Source organism: Photobacterium sp. S4TG1, assembly GCF_036040035.1.
Classification (GTDB): domain Bacteria; phylum Pseudomonadota; class Gammaproteobacteria; order Enterobacterales; family Vibrionaceae; genus Photobacterium.
Genome location: NZ_JAYXUH010000019.1, coordinates 42014 through 59416 on the forward strand (window position 1 = coordinate 42014; position 17403 = coordinate 59416).

A 17403-nucleotide genomic window follows, 5' to 3' on the forward strand; every position below is an offset into this window, starting at 1 on the left:
GTGTGTTATTGTGCTGTTTTGAGATTATATGATTTTTCGTGGCCTATTTCTTTCTGGGTTAGTATTACTAACAACTTCATTTGATCTTCAAGCCAAACTTTATAGTTCGCCGATCCTCACAGAAGCGCACAATTTATTGGTTAACCAGCCAGAGCGAACGCTCACTATAACTCAAAGTTACCTAGAACAACGACGTCTTAGCCCACCGCAAGATCCTTCTCGCGTACACCTTAATGGTGAAGCAGATCATTCAACAAGAACGCCACTTAACACCGTTAATGCTCTTCAACTGCAAGCACAAGCGTTATCTCTATTACAACGACCAGAACAAGCCATTAGTGTTATTAAAAAAGCTGAAAAAACAGCCTTTAGTAATAAATTTATGTTCAGTGTCTTTGAAAGTCGTATTTTATTAGCACAATTTTATTGGGTTAATTTAAGTAACAGTGCAACTGCATTAAAAATGCTTAACACTCTCAGTGTTGATATGAAACATTCACCCCCCGTAAAACTCACCAGCCAACTACAAGAATTAAAATATCAATCATTGATGTTACGGGCGCGAATTGAGTCTAGCTTAGGTAATGATGAAGCGGCTGAAAAATTATTTATCAAGGCCAAAGGATATTTAGCCGCCTTTGACGACAAAGATGAAACGATTAATTATCAGCTCACATTAGGCCAACATTATTTGCATCATCGCCATTATGATATGGCACTTGATCGTTTATTAAGCGGCTACTGGCTTGCAGTTGAAAATGAAGATCAACCCCAAATTGCACGTGCCAATTACGAATTAGCGCAACTGTTTGAAGAGCGTCATGTATTTGATAAGGCCTTAGAACATGCCACTCAAGCTGGTGAGTTTTTTGAGCGCTATAAACGTACTCAGCAATTAGCTAAAACACTGACCTTAATTGCTTCTATTTATGAACAACAAGGGCGCTATAACCTTGCTTTAGTACATTATTTTAATGCTCTTGACCAAGAGAACCAGCTGCAACATGATGTTCGTTCTGCAAGCTTACGATTAAATATCGCACGGGTTTATTTGCATTTATATAACTACCCTAAAACCGAGCAATATATCGTTCAGGCCCGCAATCTTGCCCTTCAAAGTGGTAATGAAAATATTGTCGCAGAAAGCCAAATTTTACAAGGGCAATTAGAGCTCGAAAAAGGTGAGTTAGATGATGCTATTACCTCATTACAAGCAGGATTAATTTCAGCCAGTCGTATTGGTGCTACAAATTTACAATTAATGGGTGAATCAATATTATCGAAAGCGTTTGAAAAACAAAATGACTACTACAACGCTTTGCTTAGTCAACGTCGTTACGAACAACTGTATGTTGGCAAACAAAAAAACGCGACCAAAAGTAATACTGAAGTCTTTAAACAACAACAAAAAATGATGGAACGCTCGCTAAAACTTGAAGAAATGGAACGTGAGCAATTCACCAATAAAAATGCACTCTATAAGCAACAGCAAATATCTTTAGCCTTGATGGGAGGGTTAGTGATTATGTTATTGCTACTATGGCGTCGCCAGCATATTAATAAACAATTAAAACAGCAACTCACTAAATTAACCACAGATTACTATACTCACCCGCGTAGTGGTTTGCGTAATCTGCGCATGCTTAATGCACGGCTCGCTAACTCACTTCAACAGAGCAGTGCCAACTTTGAACAATGGCATCTTGGTGAAATTATTAATGAACCACTAAGTGATCGGTTACGCTTCGCGTTATTTGAAGTATCATTTTTAAAACATATATCGTTAGAGAAAGGCTACCAACAAGGCCTTGCCGCAGAAAAAGAATTTGGTAATTATTTGCAACAGCAAGTACTAGAACCCGCTCGTATTTATCACTTTTCCGATGCTATGTTTTTATATATTGAGCCAAATGCACGCTTAAGTTGTGATCCAAAGCAACTTGCAGACTCGATCCAGCAGTTAATTGATAATTATACACAGCCATTAAATATCGAAAATTCACTACAAATAGGTATGGCAGAATACCCATTCTTGCCACGCTCATATACCGCCATTAATGACCAAGAATTAATTGATATTTTATTGATGACTGTTGATGCTGGTATTAGCCTTAATAATAAACACTCAGGCAGTCACTGGGTGCATTTATCTGCAATTGATGCTGCCCCTGCAGCCAGTTTTGTCAGTGATAACATTCGTCGTTCTTGTATTGAAGGAATAGAAAAAGGACTAGTAAAAGTGCGTAGTTCAACCAATAGTGAAATAATCTGGAACTACGATCACAATCCTAACAAAGATATCAATTAAATCTATAAATGACTCATAACTTTGTAAAATTTCACTAACCATTGTATTTTATTTTTGATAGCATATTTAAAAAATAATAGTAAAATCATGAATTAAATGACTTTTAAGCGTACCAAAGTAGATGCCTAATCAATGACAGATATCAGTGAAATTGTTGCTGAAGTTAATACTCTAAAACAACAATTAGACCGTGCTCAACTTTCTTACCGTGATTCCAACCTAAAATCGCGTCGTGAGGTTGTAATATTAAAACGTCTGATCACTCGCTTAACTATTGCTTGTCGAGGTCTTGATAATGAACTCGACAACACATTGCAATCCATAACCCACGATCTTGAACAGCCTCTAGAGATCAGTCGACTTATTCCACGATTAGCAATTGTTGAACGACTTGTTATTCAACAGGCAGATATAATCCAACAGCAAAACCATCATTTACAACAGCAGATAAATCAACGGGGTCAAACTCTGATACAACACCAAGATTTACCTGCATCATTACAACGAGATTTAGATCATCTTTTCAACCAACAACCGACAACGTTATTAGATAATCATCAACGTATCGTTCGTTTACTGGAACTGTATGAACGCAGCATTAAATTAATAACGGCCACCCATAATAAAACCTCGTTGACGAATGAGAACCTGCATCACTTTAGTGTTGAATTAGTAGCAGAATTACAACAACTTATCACCGAAATAGACTTTACTAATGAGCAAGGTCAGCAGTTATTTTCTATTCGAAATCAATTAGTGCAAGGTGTCGATCAATCAACACTATTAGCTTTATTAGTTCAAGTTTTGCGCCTTATTGTCTCGGGTACTCATAATGAGCGTTATGCATCGCAGCGATTTCTAAATACACTTAATGGCGATTTAGCTTCACTTCAAAAAAACACCGCCAAAACTGCCAATTCTTTTTCTGTTTTACATCAACATCGACGTGATTTTAATAGTGGTATATCCACGCTTGTCTCTAACATTAATCAAGAAATTAATATTATCCCCTCACCAGAAGACAGTGTTTCGTCATGGAAAAAAATCACCCATGAATTACAACAATTAGCACTACGTAATAATCAATTAGAACAACGAGAACAAGCGTTAATAGAACAGCTAAATCATAACGATCATAAAGTGCAGCAGTTACAACAACAAACGTATAGCTATCGCCAACGATTAAGTCAGCAAGAACAAAATATTTTTCGAGATAAGTTAACCTTAACCTATAATCGCAGCGCATTTAATGATCGTATCGAGCACGAATACCAACGCTGGTTACGCTATCAAAACCCATTACTTTTAGTGCTGATTGATATCGATAACTTTACCCAATTAAATAATGACTATGGGCATCATGCAGGCGACAAGGCACTTAAAATTATTGCCCAAACTATTAGCCAACAATTAAACCCAACAGACTTTATTGCTCGCTTTAGTGAAGATGCCTTTATATTATTAATGACAGATATTGATCAGCAACAATGCCAGCAATTAATGAACGATATTCAAACAGCGATCACTCAATTACCATTACATTTTAAAAGCCAGAGTATTTCAATGTCTGCGTCTATCTGCACATCATTTTTCAACAATCACGATACACCTAAAAATGTTATCCAGCGTATTGAAACCGCCTTACGTCACAGCCAAGCCCAGCGTAGCAACACCATTATCCATCAAGATCAATGACCCTTACCCTATATTCATTTCATCGTTCAATGCTTATATTATTCCTATCATTTACTGGTCAAAGAGAAAATCACTGTGTATGGTAACAATATAGAATAATTTATCTTACTGTTCTTTATTTGATTTTTGCACCAGTCCTGTAGTGAATACACCTTGCCTTCTGCCTTGTCTTAATAAATGAACATGCTGTTTCATCATTACCAGGGAGGTTATTATGATTACGCATATCAGCCCTATCGGCGCTATGAACCTATTATCACAAATAGAAGCCGACAGTCTAAAAGCAACAGCATCCAGTGATTTATATCGCTTATACCGTAACTGCTCACTGGCGGTTTTAAACTCAGGTAGTCACACTGATAATTCCAAAGAATTACTTGAGAAACACCTCGATTTTGCAATTAATTTATTGCGTCGTGAACGTGGTATTAAAATCGAGCTTGTAAATCCACCTGAGCACGCCTTTGTTGATGGTCGTATTATTCGCGGTATTCAAGAACACATGTTTTCAGTATTGCGCGATATCATTTATGTCGATATGCATATTGCGCGTCGAAATGATATTGATCTGGCGAGTGCGCCTCATATTACTGATTTTGTGTTTAGCCTGTTACGCAATGCTCACACCCTGCATGCAGGTGAAGATCCTAATATTATCGTGTGTTGGGGCGGTCACTCAATTAACCCAATTGAATACCAATACACTCGTGAAGTCGGCAATGAACTAGGTTTGCGTGAACTTAATGTCTGTACTGGTTGTGGACCGGGCGCAATGGAAGGACCAATGAAAGGTGCCGCTATTGGTCATGCAAAACAACGTTACTCAGGCAGCCGTTTTATTGGTTTAACTGAACCATCAATTATTGCAGCAGAGCCACCAAACCCAATAGTCAATGAATTGGTTATTTTACCTGATATAGAAAAACGCCTAGAAGCCTTTGTGCGCGTGGGCCATGGCATCATTATTTTCCCAGGTGGAGCAGGTACAGCAGAAGAACTATTGTATATTTTAGGGATCTTAATGCATCCCGATAATGCAGAACAACCCTTGCCATTGATCCTCACGGGCCCCAAAGAAAGTGAAGCTTATTTCCGCACTCTGGATGACTTTATTCGAGACACGTTAGGCGAAACTGCAACGCAGCATTATCAAATTATTATTGGTGATCCTGCTGAAGTCGCACAAGTAATGAAAGCGTCAATGGCACGCGTAAAAGAACACCGCTTAGCCACGGGTGATGCTTATTGTTTTAACTGGTCGCTAACAATTCCTGAAGATTTCCAAATGCCATTCGCACCGACACATAAGGCCATGGCAAGTTTAGATTTACACATGGATCAACCTAAAGAAAAGCTCGCAGCTAATTTACGTCGAGCATTCTCCGGTATTGTGGCGGGTAATGTTAAAGAAGAAGGCATTCATGAAATCGAACGTTATGGCCGTTTTAAAATTGATGGTGATAAAGTCTTGATGCAACGCATGGATAAGCTACTCAAAAATTTTGTGGACCAACAACGAATGAAATTACCCGGTAGTAAATACGAACCGTGTTATGAAATCATTAATAGCCACGAGCCTAAAAAATAATATCGTCATTTGATCATAGTTTTGCGTACAATAAGGAGCCTAAGCGCTCCTTTTATTCATCTAAATAGAATTTATTTATGGCTATTCACCTTGTTATTATTGATGCATTAAACCTTATTCGTCGCGTCCATGCTGCGCAACCGGGGCTGCCCGATATCGATAACACTGCTAAAGTGTGTTGTCAGGCATTACAAAAAATCATTAATAGTACCAAGCCAAGTCACATCGTGGCAGTGTTTGACCATAATAGTGATGATCGTGGTTGGCGCGCAGAATTACTACCACACTACAAAGAAGGCCGTAAGCCAATGCCGCCAGAACTATTAGCCGGCATGGACAGCATTCAAGATGCATTTATGGCAATAGGTATTGATTCGTTACTCTCTGATGGCGATGAAGCGGATGATTTAGTCGCAACTTTGGCATTAAAAGTCGCCTCTCGCAGTGAACAAGTCACTATCGTTTCAACCGACAAAGGGTATTGTCAGTTGCTACAACCCACCTTACGTATTCGTGATTACTTTCAACAACGCTGGCTTGATAGCCCTTTTATTGAAAAAGAATATGGCGTCAAACCACAGCTGCTAACTGACTATTGGGGATTAGCTGGTATCAGTTCCAGTAAAATTCCAGGAATTGCAGGCATCGGCCCTAAAGCGGCGGTAGAACTATTAAATCTCTACCCTAACCTTGAGACCATTCTAACCGCAACCGATCTTGCTCCTAAATGGCAAAAGAAAATCACTGGCAATGAAGAAACAGCTCGAGCATCAAAAGCGGTTGCAAGTTTAAAAACTGATTTAGAACTTGGTTTTAATCTACAAGATATTCGTTACAACGAACTAAATCAGGATTAATTTAGCGGTAACGCTAATAATACAAACAAATACCGACCATAAAAAACGCCACCCTTGTAAGGATGGCGTTAATAATAATCCGCTACACTCGCTACAAATTAATATGCAGAGCGATTATCTAAGCGTTGAATATGCACCGTAATTTCTTCACGGTCATGATACAAATGTTTCGCTTGTAGCTTAAACTTAACCCCATTTTTAATCAGCAATACTTTTAGATTTTCAATATCTTGTAGTACTTCATCATAACGGCCTTTCATTGGCAATTTCAGGTTAAAAATAGCTTCTTTCGCCCATGCTTTAATTAACCATTCACCCATAAGGTGTGCCACACGCGCTGGTTTTTCAATCATGTCACAGACGATCCACGTAATATTTTTACGTGCTGGCTCATATTTAAAGCCATCAACTGCATGGTATTTAACTTGGCCAGTATCCATTAAGCTTTGTGCCATGGTGCCATTATCAATCGCGTGAACGAACATCGAACGTTTCACTAATTGATACGTCCAACCACCCGGACAAGCGCCTAAATCGACACTCCACATACCTGGTGCTAAACGCTCATCCCACTCTTCACGAGGAATAAACACATGAAATGCTTCTTCTAATTTCAATGTTGAGCGGCTTGGCGCATCCGCAGGGAATTTAAGACGTGGAATGCCCATAAAAAACTGTGAGTTATTTTGTGGGTAAGAATAGCCAACAAAACAACAACCAGGGGCAATAAAGCACACATGTAATACTGGCTTTTTGTGGTTATCTTTAACGTATAGAATATTACGCTTACGCATTGCTAGACGTAGTGGCACCGTAAATTTACGACAGAACTTCAATAGTTCTTTTGCTTCATTAGTGTCAGGCGTTTCAATACGTAGATCACCACAAATAGGGAAGTCTTCACCAATAGCATCTAAAATAGGTGAAATACGATCTTCTGTTGGTAAACCCGTTAGCATTGCTGATGTTGCAAACATTTGACGAGCAAAAATCAATTGCGAAAATGGCTGCAATTGAATGAATTTATTGGCATCACCTGCTTGGTAAAACTCAAATAACACATAACCTGAATTGTTTTTCACCCGAGGGAAACCAAACAATTCCAGCGTATTTGCTTTGTCTTGAACCTCTCCGGCACATTCTTTTTCAAAGCCAGGACGACAGTACAATAAAACTTGATTCACGTTGGAACCCTCAAGCTGAACGCCAGGTGGCTATTGCAAGCATCACCCAGCCAATAATAAAACATATTCCGCCCATCGGAGTGATAGGACCAAACCATTTAATGCCAGTTAAAGCCAAGGCATATAAACTGCCGCTAAAGCAAATTATACCAATGACAAAAAACAGCGCCGCGTATGATAACGCTTTTGATGGCAAAAAGCGTGACAATATTCCACAAGCTAATAATGCTAAGGTATGCCACGCTTGATATTGAACCCCAACTTTAAACACGTCGAGTAAATACGGTGCTAGGCGGTGGCTTAATCCATGGGCAGCAAAAGCCCCTAACGCCACCATCACCACGCCGCTGCAAGCAGCAAACATCAACATAAGTCGTGAATGCTGACGTTGTTTCGATGTTAACTCAAGACTCACTGACACAATCCTTAATGAAAGTTGCTAATGCGGTAATCGCAGCAGCTATATTTTCTTCTTCAGTATGCCCCGACACTTTACGGGGTTTAAAAACATGATCACCATCAGCTAAGAATTGATAACGTACTTGCGATGAAAATGGCCATTGTTCAACTTCACTACGAACCCCAAAGGTATCACGTTCACCTTGTAAAATAAGAGTGGGAACCGTGATCATAGCTAAATGATCGCCACGATAATTTTCAGGCTTTGCGGGCGGATGAAAAGGAAAACCAAGACAAGCAACACCACGTACTTTCGTCGCACAGTTATTAACGAGAGGTGTTTGGGCAGCAATATCAGTCACCATCAAACTCGCCATTCGCCCTCCCATTGATTTACCACCAATGACTAACTTACCATTATCAAACCGCTCAATATGAGTTTGAAAATCGAGTAATAATTTAGGTTGGCGATCGGGTGGACGCTTTTTTCCATCTTCAGCACGTTTGATCATATACGGAAAGTTAAACCGTACGACATGAATATTGTGCGCCGCTAAGCCTGCCGCAACAGCCGTCATAAAAGCATGATCCATCCCCGCACCAGCGCCATGAGCAAATAAAAACGTTGCTATAGCATTTTCAGCATCAGGACCATTAGTTAAATACTCACACTTCTTCGATAACATCAGGCATATCCTCTTGCTCTTTACGGGCTTTATTTAAAATCCAATCACGGAAAATTTGAATACGCCCGGTATCAGCTTGTTTTTCCTGACATACAAAATAAAACGCATTTTTACTCACCAGAATCTCATCAAATGGGCACACCAGTCTTCCGGCTTCTAGTTCAGGTTGAGCCAAAACGTTATTGCCTAATGCAATACCTTGGCCGTGAGCCGCGGCCTGCAATACCATGGTCGAATGACTAAATATCGGCCCTTGGTTTACGTTAACGTCTTTCACGTCATAGTGACGCACATAGTTTTTCCACTCTTTACGAGAAGTATCATGCAGCAACGTATGCAATTTTAAATCTTCAATAGTGCGTAATGGCTTCATTCCAACTAATAGCATTGGTGAACACACTGGCATCATAAACTCTTGATACAGTTTATCAGCGCGTAACCCCGACCAATTACCACGACCATAATAAATGGCTACATCAACATCATCAGTCAGTGATCCCTCATCAAGATCAACGGCTTTAATTCGCACATCAATTTCAGGATGTTGTTCATTAAAATCGGTTAATCTTGGCACTAACCATTGAATAGCAAAACTAGGAGGTAAACTAATGGTTAATGCGCCTTTAGAGCCTCTTTCAAGCACCTTATCTGTTGCATCTGAAATAGATGAAAAGATATCTTTTATATCAAGAAAGTAACTTTGGCCTTCTTCTGTTAATAGTAGCGATCGATTGCGACGACGGAATAATTTTAACCCTAAAAATTCCTCTAAAGCCTTAATTTGATGGCTAACTGCGGCTTGAGTAACAAACAGTTCTTCTGCTGCTCGTGTAAAACTCAAATGCCGAGCAGCGGCTTCAAATACCTTCAATGAGTTAAGCGGGGGTAATCGTCTTGACATAGTTTTCGAGGCTCTCTAATGCATTAGTTTTTTTCATCTCAAACATTATAAATTGTCCATTGTTTAAGTGCTATATAAACTCTATCATTCGCTCCGTAATGTCGATGAACATTTTGTGTTTTGCCCTCTGGCTAACCGCTGAACTGACATTACGATGTTGTGTTTGCATATTGTCCGGATCCTGCCGGATAGGTAGTTATCTACCTCTTTACTTCCTGTATTTTGACTTATGCGTCAAAGTAATTGTTAGCACTGCGCCCCAACGCAGTGCTATTTTTTTATTGGTTTAAAATCACCGCAACACTTGCTCTTCCTCGCATTTATTAGCATCATCGATAATTCAAATTTCTGTAATGTGACTAGCTATGACCATACCATTCGATATCAAACAAATTCAAACCCAATTTCCCGCACTGCAACATTCAAATGTCGCACCGCGGGCGGTTTATTTAGACAGTGCAGCTACGGCTCAAAAACCTGCGATTGTTATCGATACGCTAACTCATTATTACCGTGGTTATAATGCCAATGTCCATCGAGGTAGCCATAGCTTAACCGCCAACGCAACCTTGGCTTTTGAACAAGCACGTGCAACCGTACAGCACTTTATTGGCGCGGCAAGTCCAAAAGAAATTATCTGGACTCGTGGTGCAACCGAAGCTTTAAACCTTATAGCACAAACTTATGCCCGCACTCATTTACAAGCTGGGGATGAAATTTTAGTCAGTGAACTTGAGCACCATGCCAACATCGTACCTTGGCAAATGGTCGCGGAGCAAACTGGCGCTAAAGTCATAAAAATCCCAATGCATCAAGATTGCACATTAGATACCGATGCTTACCTAAGTTTATTATCAAATAAAACCAAAATTGTTGCGGTTGCACACATCACTAATGTTACCGGTACTCGTAATCCCATTGAATCAATGATAGCTGCAGCTCACCAATATGGTGCAATCGTCGTGATTGATGGCGCCCAAGGGATCGCACATGAATGCGTTGATGTTCAAGCGCTTGATGCTGATTTCTATGTCTTTTCAGGGCATAAAATTTATGCACCCGCTGGTATTGGAGCACTTTATGGCAAGCAAGCACTGCTTGAAGCGATGCCACCGTGGCATGGCGGCGGCAAAATGGTCGATAAAGTCTCATTTAGTGGCACGAGCTATGCGGAATTACCAGGAAAATTTGAAGCGGGCACACCTAATGTTGCAGGAAGCTTAGCACTTGCAGCAGCCATTACCTGGTTGCAAAGTATCGACCGCCAAGGCGCAGAACAGCACATAGCTAATTTACGTCAACAAGCTTTAGATGGCATTCAAAATATTGACGGACTACGTATTATTGGCCTTCAGCCTCATGCAAGCTTATTTTCTTTTGTTGTCGATGGTGTCCATCATCAAGATATCGCTACGCTACTCGACCAACAACATATTGCCCTGCGCGCTGGCCATCATTGCGCTCATCCAATGCTAGATGCACTAGGCTTAACAGGAACATTACGAGTATCATTAGCCCTTTATAATGATCAACAAGATGTAGCGCGATTTATTGCAGCATTGCATAAAGCCTGTGATTTATTATAGTTACAGCCAAGGAAAATAAGATGACCATCACTATGACGCTTCCTCAGCACCCTTTTGGCTCTGAGATCACCACCACTGATATTATTACCCAAATGCAAATCGCAACAGGGTGGGAAGATCGCTATCGTAACGTTATTCAGCTTGGTAAAAAACTGCCTCTATTGGATGACAGCTATAAGCAAGATCAACTTAAAATCAGCGGTTGTGAATCACAAGTGTGGTTACATCATCAAGTGGTTGATGATCACTATTACTTTATCGCTGATTCAGATGCACGTATTGTACGAGGCTTAATTACCTTAGTATTAGCCGCTTATCATGGTAAAACAGCGGCAGAAATTGATGCTTTTGATATCAATACCTACTTTGATGACTTAGGCTTAATTACTCACCTAAGCCCTTCTCGTGGTAATGGTTTAAAAGCAATTGTCGAACAAATCAAGCAGCTTGCACACTAAGCCCGTGCCGATAAGAATATGTATTAATAAAACCAAAAAAAGCGGATCGAATCGATCCGCTTTTTATTTTTGACTTCTACTTAGATAGCATCTTTATTGACGATGTTTTTCAATTAGTTTCTTAATTATATGTGCTACCGCAACAAAGCCAAAACTTGCCGTTACAACAGTTGCAGCGCCAAAACCACTGGCACAATCCATCCGTTTTGGCCCTTCAGCCGTCGCTTTCACAGCACAAACAGAACCATCAGCTTGTGGGTATTTCAAATGCTCAGTTGAATAAACACAATCAATCCCAAATTTACGCTTCGCGTTTTTAGTAAAATTATGGTGACGGCGCAATGTTTCACGTAGTTTTTTAGCTAATGGATCTTGAATTGTTTTCGTTAAATCTGTGACTTGAATTTGAGTAGGATCTGTTTGTCCACCAGCACCACCAATGGTAATCACTTTAATTTTATTACTTTTACAATATGCTAATAATGATGCTTTAGCTTTAAGGCTATCAATCGCATCTAATACATAATCAAATTCTTTTGATAAATACTGTGCTTGGTTGTCAGGACTAATAAAATCATCAATTAAATTAACTTTACAGTCAGGGTTAATTAATTGAATACGCGCGGCCATTACTTCAATTTTACTTTGACCAATAGTCCCAGTCAGCGCATGAATTTGACGATTGATATTAGTTACACAGACATCATCCATATCAATTAAAGTTAGCTCACCAACGCCAGATCGCGCTAACGCTTCTGCTGCCCATGAGCCAACACCACCAATACCAACCACACACACATGCGCAGCACGAAGGATCTCTACTTCACTGTTGCCATATAAACGACGAGTGCCGCCAAAACGTTGGTTATAACTATCGGATGCTGGGGTATCTAATTCACGCATACTGGTTCTACACTGCTTGAGGTGGATAAACAAAGAGTGCGTTTTTATACGCACTCTCAAAACAATTGTCCAGTCAGAGCAAAAAGATCACCATAGCGATCTCTTTGACTATTACTCTTATCTTGGCATTAACCACGGATCTTGAGTTGCTGTACCTTTCAGACCTAAACGCCATACACGACCAAAATGCTTATAGTGACCAGCATCAGTACCCGCTTTTGCACCCATTCCATGATATAAATCCAAGTGATTCTTCTTCACTGCACCGCCGGTATCAAGTGCTAATAATAAGCGTAATACATGCTTGCCCGTCCAGTTACCTTTTGCATCCAACTGTGGCACTTCAGCTAATAATACCGATCCCATAGGAATGTATTTACGATCAGCTGCAACAGCTGCATTGGCTAATAATGGAATACCCGCACTACCTTTAACATCTAATGTTTTACGTGGAGAGAAAAAAACATAAGATGGATTTTGCTCTAATAGTTCACGTACTTCACTTTCACTATGGTTAGCGACCCAGTTTTGAATTGCTTGCAGTGACATCTTTGATTTAGGCACTTCACCACGGTCAATTAACACACGGCCAATACTGACATAACGATGGCCATTTTTACCCGCATAACCAAAATATTGTAATTGGTTATTATCTTCAAAATGAACAAAACCACTGCCTTGTACTTCCATCATAAATACATCAAGCATAGATTTACTGTAACCCAGCACTAATCCTTTACCCGCCAATGCACCATTATAAATTTGTTCGCGTGAAGGGCAGCGGCCTTTACACGTTGGCATTGCATAAATTGGATAACGGAAAACACTGGTCGGTTTATGACGTAATTCAATCACCGGCGAATAATAGCCAGTAAACATCACATTACCTTCACCATTAGACCCACCCATTTGTGCAGCCTGAATGCCATATTTAGCTAATGTACTTGGGTTACCACTGTGCTTTGCCCAATTTTCTACTTGGTTATACAACGGCTCAAATTTACGTGCCATTGATGGCGAACGTGAAGTAACCATTTTTGCTTGTGGAGCAAACGTACTGTAATCATGCGCTTTATTTGATTCAACTTGTGAAACTTTATTTAACACATGATCAAAATGCTGACCTAAATATTGATGTGCTAACGGATTACCAGCTGTCGCTAAGCTCGGTTTTTCCGTTGTCGTACTCTCTGGAGATGAACACCCCACCAAGCTAAAAAGAATCATTGCAACTGTTGCTTTACGTAACACGATAGATAAGCCTATAAAAGTTTTATAAAAATGTAAAAGTGATAGCTCGCTTACTTTTATAAAAGCAGTAAACGGATGCCAATACTAACAAACACCATCTGAAAATAAGTAATTATTTAAAAGAATCTACAGATAAATGACATAGTGTCGTCAAAAGTTCTAAGACTAATAGCGAGTAATAAAAGTTCCATTGAAAGAATTAAATATACTAATAACACCAAACATAAGCTCAATAACACCGCAATTATTATCTAAAAAGTGCTTTTCCTTCATACTAATAGAGTAGCGATACCTCCTTTAAAAGCACCTAGAGCAATACACCAGCCGCTAGTGTTATCAACTATTAACTATAAGAGCCGCCATTATCTAATATGAATATTTAATCACGTATAATGATTATTATTAATTTCGTCTAAATCACATTTAAATGCTGCGCAAATCCCATAATTGATTTAATTTATTGGTTATAAATTAAACATTGATATGGATATCGCTTGTGAATACACGTAAGACCCCTTTGGTAAAAGGATTTCGTCAGTCAGCCCCTTATTTAAATGCCCATGTAGGAAAAACCATGGTGATCATGGTCGGTGGTGAAGCAATTGCTGATCCCAACTTTGCCAACATAGTTAACGATATAGCATTACTACACAGTTTAGGTATTCATATTGTCATGGTGTATGGCGCTCGACCACAAATAACCACCCTCCTAGCACAGCAACATTATGATAGTCCTTATCACAAAGGGATCAGAATCACTGATGCACACAGTCTAGAGATAGCGAAACAGGCCGCAGGGCAACTTCAACTGGATATCACCGCTCGCTTTTCAATGGGTCTCAATAATACCCCGATGGCGGGATCTCAAATCAATGTTATCAGTGGCAACTTCATTATTGCGCAGCCACTGGGAATCGATGACGGCATTGATTTTTGTCATAGTGGTAAAATTCGCCGAATCAATAACAACGCCATAACCAGCCAATTAGAACAAGGATCGATTGTATTACTTGGCCCTATCGCCAGTTCAGTCACCGGTGAATGTTTTAATCTTACTTCCGAAGAGATTGCCACTCAGGTAGCGATTCGACTACGAGCAGATAAGTTAATTGGCTTTTGTTCAGAGCAAGGTGTCATTGATAACAACGGTGACATTATTTCAGAGTTATTACCGCATGATGCCGAACAAGTACTGCAACAACTAATCAATAATGATGATCAACAAAGTGGCACTGGACGTTTTCTTCGAGGGGCAATTACAGCTTGTCACGCCGGCGTGCCTCGTAGCCATTTATTAAGCTACAAACAAGACGGTGCACTTATTCAGGAGCTGTTTTCGCTTGATGGAATTGGTACTCAGATTGTAATGTCAAATGCAGAGAAAATACGTCGTGCGGATATTAATGATATTGGCGGAATTCTAGATCTCATTCAGCCCTTAGAAGCAGAAGGGATTTTAGTTCGTCGTTCCCGTGAACAATTAGAACGAGAGATTACACTTTTTACCGTCATAGAACTTGATAACCTCATTATCGGGTGTGCAGCTCTATATCCTTATCCTGATGAAAAAATGGCAGAGATGGCTTGTGTGGCAATTCATCCTGACTTTAGAGATGGTGATCGAGGTGTATTACTACTTAATAAACTATGCCAACAAGCTCGTGATACTAATATTGATAAAATATTTGTTCTTACAACCCGTAGTGTGCACTGGTTTAGAGAACAAGGGTTTTATGAATGTGATATCGAGCAATTGCCTGTTATAAAAAAAGATCTCTATAATTATCAACGTCGCTCTAAAATACTTATAACGAATATAAGTTAATAAACATTAAATTTGTAACAAAGTGTTAATTTACTATTCAGTAATGTGTGGTATTTTTAAAGCTAGTCACCTTAATGTAACAACAATAACTACTATACATACAAAAGAAAGGTTAAATAATCACTTATGATGAGTTTATTATTTCTACTTGTACTCGTTGCAATGCTCTGCGCGTTTACTGGAAAAAAAAGTGCCAGTTATATTATTTTCGCTATCACTGTTGTTTTGGGACTGTATTGGTTCCATCACCATGCAACAGATCCCTTGTCTATTTTACTTTAAGGGGGATGCATGAATAATAAAAATGTTGCACTACTCAATACATTAGGCCTATTAGGAATCACCTTTGTTTTACTAATGGGATCAGTTCTTCAAGTTGTACTCAATGAATTACCGTGCCCCCTATGTTTATTACAACGCTTAGGTTTCATGATGGTGATGTTTGGTTTTATGCTTAACGTCATTTATGGCCCCCAGCAACGTCACTATGGTGTATTAATCGTCGGCGCACTTTTTGGCGCAGCGACGGCATTACGCCAAGTATCATTACACGTCATTCCCGGTACACCAGGATTTGGTAGTCCGATATTTGGTATTCATTATTATACTTGGGCATTTATTATCTTTTGTCTTACCATCGTAGGTGTTGCTGTATTACAGCTACTATGGAATAAAAACTGGAATAACACCGATTATAAAATGAGTGGGTTTGGTAAGTTTGTGTGTTTACTGGCTATTTTTGCCGTCGTGGTTAACGTAGCATCAACGTTTATTGAATGTGGTCCTTACCAGTGCCCAGATAACCCCGTTACTTATTGGTTATTTAACTAACGAATAATAAACGCATAATTACAAACGCCAGCTTATGTCTCAACATGCTGGCGTTTTTTGTTATCTTATTTTTACTCATAATATAAGCCTACAACCAATAAATGCGCATAAGGTATACTGCAGCAACTGTATTATTATTCAAAAAAGGGCTGTAAATATTCATGCTATGTATTTTTGTTTTCTGTCTCATATTCATAACAATGCTAACGGCACTTAAAGGCAAAAAGAAACTAAGTTATGCCATGTTTGTACTCACATTCGTAGCTGGTGTTATTTTACTAAAGCACCATATTGTATACACCCTTCCAATCTCAATTTAAGTGCCTTATGAACAATCAACTTATTAATCGACTCAATATATTAGGCTTACTTGGAATCACCGCAATACTATTGATGGGCTCAATTATTCAATTAGTCTTTCATGAATTGCCATGCCCTTTATGTCTGCTACAACGGGTAGGCTTTATGATGGTCATGTTTGGCTTTATGCTTAATATTCTTTGGGGTCCTCAACAACCCCATTACGGCATAATACTACTTGGAGCATTGTTTGGAGCAACAGCAGCACTACGTCAAGTATCTCTTCACTTACTACCCAATGACCTAGGTTATGGCAGCCCTCTTTTAGGTATGCATTATTATACATGGGCTTTTGTCATTTTTGTGATGACGATTATTGGTGTCGCCGTATTATTATGTCTGTGGCGGCAAGAGAAAAATACCACCAATTACCGCATCAAAAATATTGGTAAATTAGCCTGCTATCTCGCAATTATTGTCGTGTTAATTAATATTATCTCGACCTTCATTATGACCGGACCGCATGTGACTCCCGCCGATCCACATAGCTACTGGTTGTTAGATCAATTCAAAAAATAACGCCACGCTAAAAAGTACAATGCCAACATTAATGTTGGCATTGTTCCTCAAA

17 protein-coding genes are annotated in these 17403 nt (G+C 39.4%); 11 read left to right on the forward strand and 6 right to left on the reverse strand.

Features of this window, described 5'->3' with window-relative positions; all coding sequences use genetic code 11:
- The first annotated feature begins 28 nt into the window (after positions 1–28).
- The 4 genes from VXS03_RS17400 to xni all read left to right on the forward strand — a co-directional run bounded on the left by VXS03_RS17400 (position 29) and on the right by xni (position 6448).
- Complete coding sequence (locus tag VXS03_RS17400) at positions 29–2308, forward strand: tetratricopeptide repeat protein (RefSeq protein WP_327765147.1); 2280 nt, start codon at positions 29–31, stop codon at positions 2306–2308.
- 132 nt (positions 2309–2440) lie between these two features.
- Complete coding sequence (locus VXS03_RS17405; protein ID WP_327765148.1) at positions 2441–4003, forward strand: sensor domain-containing diguanylate cyclase; 1563 nt, start codon at positions 2441–2443, stop codon at positions 4001–4003.
- A 214-nt stretch (positions 4004–4217) separates the two neighbouring features.
- A complete protein-coding gene (ppnN, locus tag VXS03_RS17410) occupies positions 4218–5591 on the forward strand; it encodes a nucleotide 5'-monophosphate nucleosidase PpnN (protein ID WP_327765149.1) in 1374 nt (457 codons plus the stop codon).
- Between the two features lie 77 nt (positions 5592–5668).
- Positions 5669–6448, forward strand: coding sequence for a flap endonuclease Xni (gene xni, locus VXS03_RS17415; RefSeq protein ID WP_327765150.1), 780 nt, complete (start codon positions 5669–5671; stop codon positions 6446–6448).
- Between the two features lie 98 nt (positions 6449–6546).
- Here xni and rlmM read toward each other — a convergent pair whose 3' ends face one another.
- The 4 genes from rlmM to VXS03_RS17435 are packed head-to-tail and all read right to left on the reverse strand — an operon-like array spanning position 6547 to position 9618.
- Complete coding sequence (gene rlmM / locus VXS03_RS17420; RefSeq protein WP_327765151.1) at positions 6547–7632, reverse strand: 23S rRNA (cytidine(2498)-2'-O)-methyltransferase RlmM; 1086 nt, start codon at positions 7630–7632, stop codon at positions 6547–6549.
- 10 nt (positions 7633–7642) lie between these two features.
- Positions 7643–8002 (reverse strand): DUF423 domain-containing protein, encoded by a 360-nt coding sequence (locus VXS03_RS17425; protein WP_327765172.1) that lies wholly within the window; start codon positions 8000–8002, stop codon positions 7643–7645.
- Positions 8003–8036: 34 nt separating this feature from the next.
- On the reverse strand, positions 8037–8717 hold the full coding sequence (locus VXS03_RS17430) for an alpha/beta fold hydrolase (protein WP_327765152.1): 681 nt from the start codon (positions 8715–8717) through the stop codon (positions 8037–8039).
- Positions 8698–9618 carry a transcriptional regulator GcvA gene (locus tag VXS03_RS17435; protein WP_327765153.1) on the reverse strand — a complete coding sequence of 307 codons (921 nt, stop codon included), beginning with the start codon at positions 9616–9618 and terminating at the stop codon, positions 8698–8700. Before VXS03_RS17435 ends, VXS03_RS17430 begins: the two co-directional genes overlap by 20 nt.
- Positions 9619–9983: 365 nt before the next feature.
- Here VXS03_RS17435 and csdA point away from each other — a divergent pair, with 365 nt between their 5' ends.
- Positions 9984–11204, forward strand: coding sequence for a cysteine desulfurase CsdA (csdA, locus tag VXS03_RS17440; RefSeq protein WP_327765154.1), 1221 nt, complete (start codon positions 9984–9986; stop codon positions 11202–11204).
- Positions 11205–11224: 20 nt separating this feature from the next.
- Positions 11225–11662, forward strand: a complete 438-nt coding sequence (csdE, locus tag VXS03_RS17445) for a cysteine desulfurase sulfur acceptor subunit CsdE (RefSeq protein ID WP_327765155.1) — start codon at positions 11225–11227, stop codon at positions 11660–11662.
- 93 nt (positions 11663–11755) lie between these two features.
- Here the strand turns inward: csdE and tcdA are convergent, their stop codons facing one another.
- Together tcdA and mltA are read right to left on the reverse strand one after the other, a co-directional pair.
- Positions 11756–12565 carry a tRNA cyclic N6-threonylcarbamoyladenosine(37) synthase TcdA gene (gene tcdA, locus VXS03_RS17450; RefSeq protein ID WP_327765156.1) on the reverse strand — a complete coding sequence of 270 codons (810 nt, stop codon included), beginning with the start codon at positions 12563–12565 and terminating at the stop codon, positions 11756–11758.
- Positions 12566–12682: 117 nt separating this feature from the next.
- Positions 12683–13816 (reverse strand): murein transglycosylase A, encoded by a 1134-nt coding sequence (gene mltA / locus VXS03_RS17455; RefSeq protein WP_327765157.1) that lies wholly within the window; start codon positions 13814–13816, stop codon positions 12683–12685.
- 496 nt (positions 13817–14312) lie between these two features.
- On the opposite strand from mltA, the gene argA reads away from it, so the two are divergent.
- From argA to VXS03_RS17475, 5 genes are all read left to right on the forward strand, one after another.
- Positions 14313–15641 (forward strand): amino-acid N-acetyltransferase, encoded by a 1329-nt coding sequence (gene argA, locus VXS03_RS17460; RefSeq protein WP_442957461.1) that lies wholly within the window; start codon positions 14313–14315, stop codon positions 15639–15641.
- 126 nt (positions 15642–15767) lie between these two features.
- Positions 15768–15923 (forward strand): DUF5993 family protein, encoded by a 156-nt coding sequence (locus tag VXS03_RS17465; protein WP_162841611.1) that lies wholly within the window; start codon positions 15768–15770, stop codon positions 15921–15923.
- 9 nt (positions 15924–15932) lie between these two features.
- The gene (locus VXS03_RS17470) at positions 15933–16472 is read left to right on the forward strand and encodes a disulfide bond formation protein B (protein ID WP_327765158.1); all 540 of its coding nucleotides are present in this window, start codon (positions 15933–15935) and stop codon (positions 16470–16472) included.
- 161 nt (positions 16473–16633) lie between these two features.
- Positions 16634–16792: a DUF5993 family protein gene (locus VXS03_RS20330; RefSeq protein WP_442957462.1), complete on the forward strand. Its 159-nt coding sequence runs from the start codon at positions 16634–16636 to the stop codon at positions 16790–16792.
- Positions 16793–16799: 7 nt separating this feature from the next.
- Positions 16800–17351: a disulfide bond formation protein B gene (locus VXS03_RS17475; RefSeq protein WP_327765159.1), complete on the forward strand. Its 552-nt coding sequence runs from the start codon at positions 16800–16802 to the stop codon at positions 17349–17351.
- The last annotated feature ends 52 nt before the right edge of the window (positions 17352–17403 follow it).